The 12943-nt window shown below is 71.5% G+C and carries 12 protein-coding genes; 11 read left to right on the forward strand and 1 reads right to left on the reverse strand.

The window, feature by feature from the left end:
- Nucleotides 1-170: 170 nt before the first annotated feature.
- From CEB94_RS42340 to CEB94_RS35225, 11 genes are all read left to right on the forward strand, one after another.
- On the forward strand, nt 171-332 hold the full coding sequence (locus CEB94_RS42340; RefSeq protein ID WP_425472560.1) for a DUF6380 family protein: 162 nt from the start codon (nt 171-173) through the stop codon (nt 330-332).
- On the forward strand, nt 329-1741 hold the full coding sequence (gene hpnE, locus CEB94_RS35180; RefSeq protein WP_175435992.1) for a hydroxysqualene dehydroxylase HpnE: 1413 nt from the start codon (nt 329-331) through the stop codon (nt 1739-1741). The genes CEB94_RS42340 and hpnE overlap by 4 nt, the downstream gene beginning before the upstream one ends.
- 65 nt (nt 1742-1806) lie before the next feature.
- A complete protein-coding gene (locus tag CEB94_RS35185; RefSeq protein WP_175435993.1) occupies nt 1807-2874 on the forward strand; it encodes a polyprenyl synthetase family protein in 1068 nt (355 codons plus the stop codon).
- Between the two features lie 123 nt (nt 2875-2997).
- A complete protein-coding gene (gene shc, locus CEB94_RS35190) occupies nt 2998-5085 on the forward strand; it encodes a squalene--hopene cyclase (RefSeq protein WP_246112016.1) in 2088 nt (695 codons plus the stop codon).
- Nucleotides 5082-5723 (forward strand): phosphorylase family protein, encoded by a 642-nt coding sequence (locus CEB94_RS35195; protein WP_175435994.1) that lies wholly within the window; start codon nt 5082-5084, stop codon nt 5721-5723. The genes shc and CEB94_RS35195 overlap by 4 nt, the downstream gene beginning before the upstream one ends.
- 5 nt (nt 5724-5728) lie before the next feature.
- On the forward strand, nt 5729-6751 hold the full coding sequence (gene hpnH / locus CEB94_RS35200; RefSeq protein ID WP_175435995.1) for an adenosyl-hopene transferase HpnH: 1023 nt from the start codon (nt 5729-5731) through the stop codon (nt 6749-6751).
- Between the two features lie 4 nt (nt 6752-6755).
- Nucleotides 6756-7913 (forward strand): flavodoxin-dependent (E)-4-hydroxy-3-methylbut-2-enyl-diphosphate synthase, encoded by a 1158-nt coding sequence (gene ispG / locus CEB94_RS35205; RefSeq protein WP_175435996.1) that lies wholly within the window; start codon nt 6756-6758, stop codon nt 7911-7913.
- A 29-nt stretch (nt 7914-7942) separates the two neighbouring features.
- Entirely contained in the window at nt 7943-9838 is a 1896-nt protein-coding gene (gene dxs / locus CEB94_RS35210; RefSeq protein ID WP_175435997.1) for a 1-deoxy-D-xylulose-5-phosphate synthase, read from the forward strand.
- Nucleotides 9835-11250: an aspartate aminotransferase family protein gene (locus CEB94_RS35215; RefSeq protein WP_175435998.1), complete on the forward strand. Its 1416-nt coding sequence runs from the start codon at nt 9835-9837 to the stop codon at nt 11248-11250. The genes dxs and CEB94_RS35215 overlap by 4 nt, the downstream gene beginning before the upstream one ends.
- A gap of 74 nt (nt 11251-11324) precedes the next feature.
- Nucleotides 11325-11969 carry a helix-turn-helix domain-containing protein gene (locus tag CEB94_RS35220; RefSeq protein WP_175435999.1) on the forward strand — a complete coding sequence of 215 codons (645 nt, stop codon included), beginning with the start codon at nt 11325-11327 and terminating at the stop codon, nt 11967-11969.
- The gene (locus CEB94_RS35225; protein WP_175436000.1) at nt 11966-12085 is read left to right on the forward strand and encodes a DUF6126 family protein; all 120 of its coding nucleotides are present in this window, start codon (nt 11966-11968) and stop codon (nt 12083-12085) included. The genes CEB94_RS35220 and CEB94_RS35225 overlap by 4 nt, the downstream gene beginning before the upstream one ends.
- 13 nt (nt 12086-12098) lie before the next feature.
- Here the strand turns inward: CEB94_RS35225 and CEB94_RS35230 are convergent, their stop codons facing one another.
- Nucleotides 12099-12896 carry a tyrosine-protein phosphatase gene (locus CEB94_RS35230; protein WP_175436001.1) on the reverse strand — a complete coding sequence of 266 codons (798 nt, stop codon included), beginning with the start codon at nt 12894-12896 and terminating at the stop codon, nt 12099-12101.
- Nucleotides 12897-12943 lie beyond the last annotated feature (47 nt).

Genomic DNA, 12943 nt, shown 5'->3' on the forward strand with positions numbered 1-12943 from the left:
ACGCCGGGGTCGTCGGCACCGGGCCGGGCGCTTGCGCCTGCGTGGCCCGGGCGGCCGAGCGCGGGCATGACGCCCCGCGGGCCCGCCACGGGAGCGAGCCGGTGTTCTCCCCGGTCCGTCGGTGGGGGCGGGTTGGGGTCGTCTGCGCCGGGCCGGACGGTCCCGCCCGCGTGCCCCGCACGGTCAAGCGAGGCCACGACGTCCCTCTTGGCCGAGCCGTCGGAGACAACCGGCGGGCAACCCTCCGGTGCGGGGCCGCGTCACTGACGGAGACGGCCGGTCGTGCACCGTTCGAGCAGCACGGCCCGGCCGCGGGGGAGGGCATGCGATGACCTACGGCGCACGGTCCCAAGGACCGGTCGGACAAGGGCGGCACGCCGTCGTGGTGGGCGGCGGGCTCGCCGGTGTCACCAGCGCGCTCGCGCTCGCCGACGCCGGGATGCGCGTCACCCTGCTGGAGGGCAGGCCGCGGCTCGGCGGTCTGGCCTTCTCCTTCCGGCGCGGCGATCTCACCGTCGACAACGGCCAGCACGTCTACCTGCGTTGCTGCACCGCCTACCGCTGGTTCCTCGACCGGATCGAGGGCGCCGCGCTCGCCCCGCTCCAGGACCGGCTCGACGTACCCGTGCTGGACCTCGCCCGGCCCGAGGGGCGCAGGCTGGGCAGGCTGCGGCGGGACGCCCTGCCCGTGCCGCTGCACCTGGGCCGCAGCCTGGCCACCTATCCGCACCTGTCGCTCGCCGACCGCGCCCGAGTGGGCCGGGCCGCACTGGCGCTCAAGGGACTCGACCTCACCGACCCGGCGCTGGACACCCAGGACTTCGGCAGCTGGCTGACCGAGCACGGCCAGTCGGCGCGCGCCGTCGAGGCCCTGTGGGACCTGGTCGGGGTCGCCACCCTCAACGCGGTCGCCGGCGACGCCTCCCTGGGGCTTGCCGCGATGGTGTTCAAGACGGGCCTGCTGTCCGACCCGGGCGCGGCCGACATCGGCTGGGCGAGTGTCCCGCTCGGCGAACTGCACGACCGGCTGGCCCGCAAGGCGCTCGACTCCGCGGGCGTGCGCACCGAGGTCCGTACCCGCGTCACCTCCGTTTCCTCGAACGGGAACGGGCAGTGGACCGTCGACGTTCCGGGCGAGACGCTGGAGGCCGACGCGGTGGTCCTCGCCGTACCGCAGCGTGAGGCGTACGACCTGTTGCCCGCGGGCGCCCTCGACGCGCCTGAACGGCTCCTGGAGATCGGCACCGCGCCCATCCTCAACGTCCATGTGGTGTACGACCGGAAGGTCCTCGGTCAGCCGTTCTTCACCGCCCTCGGCAGCCCCGTGCAGTGGGTCTTCGACCGGACCGACGCATCGGGACTGCGCGAGGGGCAGTACCTCGCCGTGTCGCAGTCGGCGGCGCAGGACGAGATCGACGAGCCCGTGGCCGTGCTGCGCGAGCGGTACCTGCCCGAGCTGGAGCGACTGCTGCCGCTGACCCGCGGCGCCCAAGTGAGGGATTTCTTCGTCACCCGGGAGCGCACCGCGACGTTCGCTCCCACCCCCGGCGTCGGGCGCCTCAGGCCCGGCGCCCGCACCAAGGCATCCGGCCTCTGTCTGGCCGGAGCGTGGACCGCCACCGGGTGGCCCGCGACCATGGAGAGTGCGGTCCGCAGTGGTGTGAGCGCGGCGGACGCCGTGCTGGGCGCCCTGGGCCGGCCCCGTCCGCAAGCCCTCTTCGACTTCGAGGAGGCGGCATGATGCCGGCTCAGGCCGGCGCGGCAGGCGGCCCCCGCACCCCCGGTACCGCAACAAGAGGAGAGACTGTGCCCACTGTGCCCCCGGCCTCGAAGACTGCCGAGGCGGTGGACGTGACCGCGCTGCTGGAGCGCGGCCGAACCCTGGCCACACCGGTACTGCGGGCGGCCGTCGACCGCCTGGCACCTCCCATGGACACTGTTGCCGCCTACCACTTCGGCTGGATCGACGCCCAGGGCAGGCCCGCGGAGGGGGACGGCGGCAAGGCCGTGCGCCCCGCCCTCGCGGTGCTGTCAGCCGAGGTCATGTCGGCCGCCCCCGAGACCGGCATCCCCGGCGCCGTCGCCGTGGAACTCGTCCACAACTTCTCCCTCCTCCACGACGACCTCATGGACGGTGACGAGCAGCGCCGCCACCGCGACACGGTCTGGAAGGTGCACGGCCCCGCCCAGGCCATCCTGGTCGGCGACGCCCTGTTCGCCCTCGCCAACGAGGTGCTCCTCGAACTCGGCACCGTCGAGGCCGGCCGTGCCACCCGCCGTCTGACCACCGCCACCCGCGCCCTGATCGACGGCCAGGCCCAGGACATCTCCTACGAGCACCGCGACCGTGTCAGCGTCGAGGAATGCCTGGAGATGGAGGGCAACAAGACCGGCGCCCTGCTGGCCTGCGCCAGCTCCATCGGTGCGGTCCTCGGCGGCGCCGACGACCGCACCGCCGACACCCTCGAGAAGTACGGCTACCACCTGGGCCTCGCCTTCCAGGCCGTCGACGACCTCCTCGGCATCTGGGGCGACCCGGTCTCCACCGGCAAGCAGACCTGGAGCGACCTGCGCCAGCGCAAGAAGTCCCTGCCGGTCGTCGCGGCCCTCGCGGCGGGCGGCTCCGCCTCCGAGCGGCTCGGCGAGATCCTCGCCGCCGACGCCAAGAACAGCGACGTCGAGAACTTCTCCGAGGAGGAGTTCGCGGCCCGCGCCGCCCTCATCGAGGAGGCCGGCGGCCGCGAGTGGACCGCCGGCGAAGCACGCCGTCAGCACACCATCGCCATCGAGGCCCTCGACGCCGTGGACATGCCCGACCGGGTGCGGGCACAGTTCACGGCGCTCGCGGACTTCGTCGTCGTACGAAAGAGATGATCACTATCGGTCGAATAGCCCTCGCGTAGTCGCCGGCCGGTGCCCGCGAGTCATCACGGAGCACCGGCCGACGGCGGACCCACAGCAGATGCACACCTTGCACCACTGCACGAAGGGGAAGCCATGACAGCGACGACCGACGGAAGCACCGGGGCCCTGCCACCCCGCGCCGCCGCGGCCAGCGACACCGACACGCACACCCCCGGGGCGGCCGGGGTACCGGAAGCCGCCGCCCGCGCCGCCCGGCGCGCCACCGACTTCCTGCTCTCCCGCCAGGACGCCCAGGGCTGGTGGAAGGGCGACCTCGAGACCAACGTCACGATGGACGCCGAGGACCTGCTGCTCCGTCAGTTCCTCGACATCCGCGACGAGAAGACCACCCAGGCCGCCGCCCTCTTCATCCGCGGCGAGCAGGGCGAGGACGGCACCTGGTCCACCTTCTACGGCGGACCGAGCGAACTGTCCGCCACCATCGAGGCGTACGTCGCCCTCCGCCTGGCCGGTGACGCGCCCGACGCCCCGCACATGGCGAAGGCCTCCGCCTGGATCCGTGCACAGGGTGGCATCGCCGCCGCCCGGGTCTTCACCCGGATCTGGCTGGCCCTGTTCGGCTGGTGGAAGTGGGAGGACCTGCCCGAACTCCCCCCGGAGCTCGTCTTCTTCCCGAAGTGGGTCCCGCTCAACATCTACGACTTCGGCTGCTGGGCCCGGCAGACCATCGTTCCGCTGACGATCGTCTCCGCGAAGCGGCCGGTACGCCCCGCGCCCTTCCCCCTCGACGAGCTGCACACCGACCCGGACCACCCCAACCCGGTCAAGCCCCTCGCCCCGCCGTTCAGTTGGGACGGTGCCTTCCAGCGGATGGACAAGGGCCTGCACGCCCTGCGGAAGGTCGCCCCGCGCAGACTGCGCAGAGCCGCCATGAACAGCGCCGCCCGCTGGATCATCGAGCGGCAGGAGAACGACGGCTGCTGGGGCGGCATCCAGCCCCCAGCCGTGTACTCCATCATCGCCCTGCATCTGCTCGGCTACGACCTCGAACACCCCGTGATGCGCGAGGGGCTGGCGTCCCTGGACCGGTTCGCCGTGTGGCGCGAGGACGGTGCCCGGATGATCGAGGCCTGCCAGTCACCCGTGTGGGACACCTGCCTGGCGGCCATCGCCCTCGCCGACGCCGGACTGCCCGCCGATCACCCGCAGTTGGTGAAGGCGGCCGACTGGATGCTGGGCGAGGAGATCGTCCGGCCCGGCGACTGGTCCGTGAAGCGTCCCCAGCTGCCGCCCGGGGGCTGGGCGTTCGAGTTCCACAACGACAACTACCCCGACATCGACGACACCGCCGAGGTGATCCTCGCGCTGCGCCGGATCACCCACCACGACCCGGAGCGCGTCGATGGGGCCATCGGGCGTGGCATGCGCTGGACGCTAGGCATGCAGTCAAAGAACGGCGCCTGGGCCGCCTTCGACGTCGACAACACCAGCCCCTTCCCGAACCGGCTGCCGTTCTGCGACTTCGGCGAGGTCATCGACCCGCCCTCCGCGGACGTCACCGCACACGTCGTCGAGATGCTCGCGGTGGAGGGCCTCGCCCACGACCCGCGCACCCGGCGCGGCATCGAGTGGCTGCTGGCCGAACAGGAACCGGACGGTTCGTGGTTCGGGCGCTGGGGCGTCAACTACGTCTACGGCACCGGGTCCGTCGTCCCCGCCCTGACCGCCGCCGGCATCCCCGCCGCGCACCCCGCGATCCGGCGGGCCGTCGCGTGGCTGGAGTCGGTCCAGAACGACGACGGCGGCTGGGGCGAGGACCTGCGCTCCTACAAATACGTCAGGGAGTGGAGCGGCCGGGGCGCCTCGACCGCCTCACAGACGGCGTGGGCGCTGATGGCCCTGCTCGCGGCCGGGGAACGGGACTCCAAGGCCGTCGAACGCGGTGTCGCGTGGCTCGCCGCCACCCAGCGGCAGGACGGCTCCTGGGACGAGCCGTACTTCACGGGGACGGGCTTCCCGTGGGACTTCTCGATCAACTACCACCTCTACCGGCAGGTGTTCCCGCTCACCGCGCTCGGCCGCTATCTGCACGGAGAGCCCTTCGCCGAGAAGCTCCAGGGGAGCGGGGATGCCGAACGGCTCCGGGGAAGCGGGGAGACCGAGGGGTTCCGGGGGAGCCGGGCCGGGAAGCCGCTCGCCGAGGCCAAGGGGAGCGGATGAGCGCACAGCCCGCCCCGGTCCCGCTGCTGATCGCCTGCGCGCTCGGCATCGAGCAGTTCGCGCTGCGCGCGGGCGGCCGGGGCGGGGCCGACGGGCCGGTCACGGTGCTGCGGACCGGCATGGGGCCGGCCGCTGCCGAGCGGGCCGTCACCCGCGTGCTGGCCGACCCGGCCCTGCGCGACGCCGCCGTCCTGGCCACCGGCTTCTGCGCGGGCCTCGCGCCGGGCATGCACCCCGGCGACCTGGTCGTCGCCGAGGAGACCCGCGACCCGCGCGGCACGACCCCCTGCGTGGGGACCGAGCTGCTGGTCAAGGAGCTGGCCCGGGCGCTGCCCGGACGGACCGTGCACACCGGGCCGCTCACCGGCTCCGACCACGTCGTGCGCGGCCCCGAACGGTCCGCTCTGCGCGCGACCGGCGCAATCGCGGTCGACATGGAGTCCGCCGTCACGCTCCTGAGCGCCGTGCGTGCGGGCGAGCGCCCGGTTGCGGCCGTCCGGGTGGTCGTGGACGCTCCTGAACATGAACTCGTCCGGATCGGCACGGTGCGCGGTGGAATATCAGCTTTCCGTGTCCTTCGCTCCGTCCTTCCCGCTTTCTTCGATTGGCACCGTTCCTTGCTGCTCCCCAGGAGGTGAGCCAGATGGCCATGCCGCTCCGACAGTCCATCAAGGTCGCTACATACTTGGCTGAACAGAAGATCCGCCGACGGGACAAGTTTCCGCTGATCGTCGAGTTGGAGCCGCTGTTCGCCTGCAACCTCAAGTGCGAGGGGTGCGGCAAGATCCAGCATCCGGCCGGGGTGCTCAAGCAGCGCATGCCGGTCGCCCAGGCCGTGGGGGCGGTCATGGAGTCCGGCGCCCCGATGGTGTCCATCGCCGGCGGCGAGCCGCTGATGCACCCGCAGATCGACGAGATCGTCCGTCAGCTGGTGGCCAAGCGGAAGTACGTCTTCCTGTGCACCAACGCGATGCTGCTGCGCAAGAAGATGGACCACTTCACGCCCTCCCCCTACTTCGCCTTCGCGGTGCACATCGACGGGCTGCGCGAGCGGCACGACGAGTCGGTGGCGAAGGAGGGCGTGTTCGACGAGGCCGTGGAGGCGATCAAGGAGGCCAAGCGGCGCGGCTTCCGGGTCACCACCAACTCGACCTTCTTCAACACCGACACCCCGCAGACCATCATCGAGGTGCTGAACTTCCTCAACGACGACCTCCAGGTCGACGAGATGATGATCTCGCCCGCCTACGCCTACGAGAAGGCCCCCGACCAGGAGCACTTCCTCGGTGTGGAGCAGACCCGCGAGCTGTTCAAGAAGGCCTTCTCCGGCGGCAACCGGCGGCGCTGGCGGCTCAACCACTCGCCGCTCTTCCTGGACTTCCTGGAGGGCAAGGTCGACTTCCCCTGCACCGCGTGGGCGATCCCGAACTACTCGCTCTTCGGCTGGCAGCGCCCCTGCTACCTGATGAGCGACGGGTACGTGCCGACGTACCGGGAGCTGGTCGAGGACACCGACTGGGACAAGTACGGCCGCGGCAAGGACCCGCGCTGCGCCAACTGCATGGCGCACTGCGGGTACGAGCCCACCGCCGTCCTGGCCACCATGGGATCGCTGAAGGAGTCCCTGCGCGCCCTGCGCGAGACGGTCTCCGGAAACCGGGAGTGAGCTCATGACCGCTGTCTCGCTGGGTGTTCCCGGGATGCCGGTCCGGCCGGTCGCCGAGCGCCGCGCCTCGCGCCGGATCCAGGTCGGACCGGTGCCGGTCGGGGGCGGGGCCCCGGTGTCGGTGCAGTCGATGACGACGACCCGTACGTCGGACATCGGCGCCACCTTGCAGCAGATCGCCGAACTGACCGCGTCCGGCTGCCAGATCGTCCGGGTCGCCTGCCCGACCCAGGACGACGCGGACGCGCTCGCCACCATCGCGCGCAAGTCGCAGATCCCGGTGATCGCGGACATCCATTTCCAGCCCAAGTACGTCTTCGCGGCCATCGAGGCGGGCTGTGCGGCCGTCCGCGTCAACCCCGGCAACATCAAGCAGTTCGACGACCGGGTCAAGGAGATCGCCCAGGCGGCGAAGGACCACGGCACGCCGATCCGGATCGGTGTCAACGCCGGGTCGCTGGACCGCAGGCTGCTCCAGAAGTACGGCAAGGCCACTCCCGAGGCGCTCGTGGAGAGCGCCCTGTGGGAGGCGTCCCTGTTCGAGGAGCACGACTTCCGGGACATCAAGATCTCCGTCAAGCACAACGACCCGGTCGTGATGATCGAGGCCTACCGGCAGCTCGCCGAGAGGTGCGACTACCCGCTGCACCTCGGCGTGACGGAGGCCGGGCCGGCGTTCCAGGGCACCATCAAGTCGGCCGTGGCGTTCGGGGCGCTGCTGTCGCGGGGCATCGGCGACACGATCCGGGTGTCGCTGTCGGCGCCGCCGGCCGAGGAGGTCAAGGTCGGCATCCAGATCCTTCAGTCCCTGGGGCTCAAGGAGCGCCGGCTGGAGATCGTGTCGTGCCCGTCCTGCGGGCGCGCCCAGGTCGACGTCTACAAGCTGGCCGAGGAGGTCACGGCCGGACTCGACGGCATGGAGGTGCCGCTGCGCGTCGCCGTCATGGGGTGTGTGGTCAACGGGCCCGGCGAGGCGCGGGAGGCCGATCTGGGAGTGGCCTCCGGCAACGGCAAGGGGCAGATCTTCGTCAAGGGCGAGGTCGTCAAGACCGTCCCCGAGTCGAAGATCGTCGAGACGCTGATCGAAGAGGCGATGAAGATCGCCGAGCAGATGGAGCAGGACGGCGTGGGGTCGGGGGAGCCGGCCGTCACCGTGAGCTGAACAGCACGGAATCCGAAGGGGGCCCGAGCGTGACGATGCTGGAGAACATCCGGGGACCACGCGACCTGAAGGCGCTGTCCGAGGCGGAACTGGGGGAACTGTCCGAAGAGATCCGGGAGTTCCTGGTGCACGCGGTCGCCAGGACCGGCGGTCATCTGGGACCCAACCTGGGCGTGGTGGAGCTGACCATCGCGCTGCACCGGGTCTTCGAGTCGCCGGTCGACCGCATCCTGTGGGACACCGGCCACCAGAGCTACGTCCACAAACTGCTCACCGGACGCCAGGACTTCTCCAAGCTGCGCGGCAAGGGCGGCCTGTCCGGCTACCCCTCACGCGCGGAGTCCGAGCACGACGTCATCGAGAACAGCCACGCCTCCACGGCACTCGGCTGGGCCGACGGGCTCGCCAAAGCCCGCCAGGTGCAGGGGGAGAAGGGCCATGTCGTCGCGGTCATCGGCGACGGGGCGCTCACCGGCGGGATGGCCTGGGAGGCCCTGAACAACATCGCGGCCGCCAAGAACCGCCCGCTGATCATCGTCGTCAACGACAACGAACGGTCCTACGCCCCCACCATCGGCGGTCTCGCCGACCACCTCGCCACACTGCGCACGACCGACGGCTACGAGCGGGTCCTGGCCTGGGGCAAGGATGTGCTCCAGGGCACGCCCCTGGTCGGCAACACCCTCTACGAGGCCCTGCACGGCGCGAAGAAGGGCTTCAAGGACGCGTTCGCCCCGCAGGGCCTCTTCGAGGACCTGGGACTGAAGTACGTGGGGCCGATCGACGGGCACGACATCGGGGCGGTGGAGTCCGCGCTGCGGCGCGCGAAACGCTTCCACGGGCCGGTGCTCGTCCACTGCCTCACGGAGAAGGGCCGCGGCTACGAGCCAGCCCTCGCCCACGAGGAGGACCACTTCCACACCGTCGGCGTGATGGACCCGCTGACCTGCGCACCGCTGTCCCCGTCGGGCGGCCCGTCCTGGACCTCGGTGTTCGGCGAGGAGATCGTCCGGATCGGGGAGGAGCGCCAGGACGTGGTGGCGATAACCGCCGCCATGCTGCATCCGGTCGGTCTCGGCGCCTTCGCCGAGCGTTTCCCCGACCGGGTGTGGGACGTCGGCATCGCCGAGCAGCACGCGGCCGTGTCCGCGGCCGGCCTGGCGACGGGCGGCCTGCACCCGGTCGTCGCCGTCTACGCCACCTTCCTCAACCGCGCCTTCGACCAGGTCCTCATGGACGTGGCCCTGCACCGCTGCGGGGTGACCTTCGTCCTGGACCGGGCCGGGGTGACGGGTGTCGACGGGGCCTCCCACAACGGCATGTGGGACATGTCCGTCCTCCAGGTCGTGCCGGGATTGAGGATCGCCGCGCCGCGGGACGCCGACCAGCTGCGCGCGCAGCTGCGCGAGGCGGTCGCCGTCGACGACGCGCCGACGCTGCTGCGGTTCCCGAAGGAGTCCGTCGGCCCGGCGATCCCGGCCGTGGACCGGGTGGGCGGACTGGACGTGCTGCACCGTTCCTCCCAGCCGCAGGCTCTCCTGGTGGCCGTCGGTGTGATGGCGCCCGTCTGCCTCCGGGCCGCCGAGTTGCTCGAAGCGCGCGGCATCGGCTGCACCGTCGTAGACCCCCGCTGGGTCAAGCCCGTCGACCCGGCGCTCCCCGGCCTCGCCGCCGAGCACCGCCTGGTCGCCGTCGTCGAGGACAACAGCCGTGCGGCCGGAGTCGGTTCGGCCGTGGCGCTGGCGCTGGGCGACGCCGACGTCGACGTGCCGGTACGGCGATTCGGCATCCCCGAGCAGTTCCTCGCGCACGCCAAGCGCGGCGAGGTGCTCGCCGACATCGGCCTGACACCCGTCGAGGTCGCCGGACGGATCAGCGCGAGCCTGACCGTCAAGGAAGAGATGTCCAAGGAGCCACAGGAATGACAACCGCCGAGTCCGCGTCTCAGTCGTCGCAGGCCGGGGAGTTCGACCTCGGCAAGCTGCTGGCCGAGCGCGGAGCCGAGCGCTACGAGCTGCACACCCGGCATCTCAACCACCAGCTCCCGCGGATGCTGCACACCATCGGCTTCGACAAGGTCTACGAGCGCGCCGAGGGCGCCTACTTCTACGACGCGGACGGCAACGACTACCTGGACATGCTCGCCGGTTTCGGGGTGATGGGCCTCGGCCGCCACCACCCCGTCGTACGCAAGGCACTGCACGACGTGCTGGACGCCTCTCTCGCCGATCTCACCCGGTTCGACTGCCAGCCGCTGCCGGGCCTGCTGGCCGAGAAGCTGCTCGCGCACAGCCCGCATCTGGACCGGGTGTTCTTCGGCAACAGCGGCACGGAGGCGGTGGAGGGAGCGTTGAAGTTCGCCCGGTTCGTCACCGGCAGGCCCCGGGTCCTGTACTGCGCGCACGCCTTCCACGGCCTGACCACCGGCGCCCTCTCCGTGAACGGCGAGTCCGGCTTCCGGGACGGCTTCGCCCCGCTGCTGCCCGACACGGCCGTCCCCCTCGGCGACCTCGACGCACTCGAACGGCAGCTGAAGAAGGGCGACGTCGCCGCGCTGATCGTCGAGCCGATCCAGGGCAAGGGCGTCCTGCAGGGCCCGCCCGGCTGGCTGCGGGCCGCGCAGGAGCTGCTGCACCGGCACAAGGCGCTGCTCATCGCCGACGAGGTGCAGACGGGCCTCGGCCGGACCGGCGACTTCTACGCCTACCAGCACGAGGACGGTGTGGAACCCGACCTGGTGTGTGTGGCCAAGGCGCTCTCCGGCGGCTATGTGCCGGTCGGCGCCACGATCGGCAAGGACTGGATCTTCAAGAAGGTCTACTCGTCCATGGACCGGGTGCTGGTCCACTCGGCGAGCTTCGGGTCCAACGCGCAGGCCATGGCGGCGGGCCTCGCGGTGCTGTCGGTGATGGAGAACGAGCAGATCGTCGCCAAGGTCCGTGCCACCGGGGAGCGGCTCCGGACGCGGCTGGCCGCGCTCACGGACCAGTACGAGATGCTCGCCGAGGTGCGCGGCCGGGGCCTGATGATCGGCATCGAGTTCGGCCGGCCCAGGTCGCTGAAGCTGCGCAGCCGCTGGGCCATGCTCCAGGCCGCCCGCAAGGGGCTCTTCGCGCAGATGGTCGTCGTGCCGCTGCTGCGGCGGCACCGGATCCTCACCCAGGTCTCCGGCGACCACATGGAGGTGATCAAGCTGATCCCGCCGCTGATCATCGGCGAGCGGGAGGTGGACCGGTTCGTCGACGCCTTCACGGCCGTGATGGACGACGCGCACAACGGCGGGCTGGTGTGGGACTTCGGCAAGACGCTCGTCAAGCAGGCGGTCGCCAACCGCTGAGACCCCGACCCCGGGCTTTTTGCCTGTGAGGCAAGAAATTTGCCGCTGAGGCAAGCCTCCGGCTGAATGGAGGCATGAGCTCCTCCGAGACCGAGCGGCCCTCAGGGACCGACTCGTCGGCCGAACCGGCGGCCGGTGCGCTGCCCACCGTCGCGCCCCAGCTGCGGGCGCTGCGGCGCCAGGCCTCCCTGACGCTGGAGGCCGCGGCCCGCGCCGCCGGACTGTCGCCCGCCCACCTCTCCCGACTGGAGACCGGGCAGCGCCAGCCCTCGCTGCCGATGCTGCTCGCACTCGCCCGCGTCTACGGTACGACGGTCTCCGAACTGCTCGGCGAGACGGTCGCCGAACGGGACTCCGTCATCCGCGCGGCCGACATGGAACCCACCGCGGCGGGCGGCTGGACCTACTGGCAGGCCGGCGCGCCCGGCCGCGGGATGCAGGCCCTGCGCGTCCACGTCCCCCATGGCTCCCAGGGCGACATCGTGCGCGTCCACCCCGGCGAGGAGTGGCTGCATGTGCTGCGCGGCCGGCTGCGGCTGCGCCTCGGGGACACCACGCACCGGCTCGCGGCCGGCGACAGCGCCCACTTCGACTCGCTCACCCCGCACCGGATCGCCGCCGAGGACCACGACGGCGTCGAGCTGCTCTTCGTCCACACCCTGCTGCAGAGCCCCACGGCCGCCCTGTGCCTGGGCCCCACCCCCGGAGGCATGTCATGAGGGACATGGAGGAGAGGCTCCCCCGGGGCCTGTGGGTGAGGCTGCTCATCTATCTCGTCCTCGGACACGTCTTCGCCGCGTTCGTGTACCTGCTGTTCGCGGTCGGCGCGAAGTAGCTGCCCGGGCGCCTCAGTCGAGGAGCCGCTCGCGCAGCCGCTCCCGGGTCTCCGGGGTGAGCTTCAGCCCCTTCTCCAGGTAGGCGTCGACGCCGCCCCAGGTCTCCTCGATGGTGTCGAAGGCTGCGGTCAGGTACTCGGCGCGCGCGTCGAAGAGGGGGCTGAGCAGCTCCATGACCTCGGGGGAGTAGGCCGAGGCGGCGGAGCTGCTGCGGTGCACCTTGTAACGGCGGTGCTTGGCGTTCGACTTCAGGTAGTCGTCGACGATCGCCTCGCGCTCGACGCCCACCGCGAGCAGCGTCGCCGCGACGGACAGACCCGCGCGGTCCTTGCCCGCCGCGCAGTGCATCAGCGCGGGGACGCTGTCTTCCGCGAGCGCGTGCAGCACCCGGGAGTGCTCAGCCGTGCGGTCCCTGATGATCATGCGGTACGAGGCGATCATCCGGTCCGCGCCCTTGCCGTCCGCGAGGATCGCGCGGAGCTGGTCCAGGTCTCCGTCGCGGACCATCTTCCAGAATTCGGCGCCGTCGGCGGGGTCGCTCAGCGGCAGGTTCACATTGCGCACGCCGGGCAGCGCGACGTCCGGCCCCTCGAGCTTCTGGTCGGCCGCGTTGCGGAAGTCGAAGATCGTGTGCAGGCCCAGGGTGGTCAGGAACGCGGCGTCCTCCCCGGTCGCGTGGGCGAGGTGACCGCTGCGAAACAGCACTCCCTGGCGCAGCCGCCGTCCGTCCACGGTCGGAAGTCCGCCCACATCACGGAAGTTGCGCACTCCGGCCAGCTCGGGCTCGGTCGACGGGACCTGCTGTGTCACGAGGGCTCCTCCCCTTCGGCGCCGCCGGCGCGGCTCGTCGACGGGCA

Source organism: Streptomyces hawaiiensis (assembly GCF_004803895.1).
Classification (GTDB): domain Bacteria; phylum Actinomycetota; class Actinomycetes; order Streptomycetales; family Streptomycetaceae; genus Streptomyces; species Streptomyces hawaiiensis.

Bases quoted from the DNA above. Each gene is read 5' to 3' on its own strand.
- hpnE (WP_175435992.1), top strand. From the start codon at position 329: ATGACCTACGGCGCACGGTCCCAAGGACCGGTCGGACAAGGGCGGCAC.
- shc (WP_246112016.1), top strand. From the start codon at position 2,998: ATGACAGCGACGACCGACGGAAGCACCGGGGCCCTGCCACCCCGCGCC.
- CEB94_RS35195 (WP_175435994.1), top strand. From the start codon at position 5,082: ATGAGCGCACAGCCCGCCCCGGTCCCGCTGCTGATCGCCTGCGCGCTC.
- hpnH (WP_175435995.1), top strand. From the start codon at position 5,729: ATGGCCATGCCGCTCCGACAGTCCATCAAGGTCGCTACATACTTGGCT.
- ispG (WP_175435996.1), top strand. From the start codon at position 6,756: ATGACCGCTGTCTCGCTGGGTGTTCCCGGGATGCCGGTCCGGCCGGTC.
- CEB94_RS35215 (WP_175435998.1), top strand. From the start codon at position 9,835: ATGACAACCGCCGAGTCCGCGTCTCAGTCGTCGCAGGCCGGGGAGTTC.
- CEB94_RS35220 (WP_175435999.1), top strand. From the start codon at position 11,325: ATGAGCTCCTCCGAGACCGAGCGGCCCTCAGGGACCGACTCGTCGGCC.
- CEB94_RS35225 (WP_175436000.1), top strand. From the start codon at position 11,966: ATGAGGGACATGGAGGAGAGGCTCCCCCGGGGCCTGTGGGTGAGGCTG.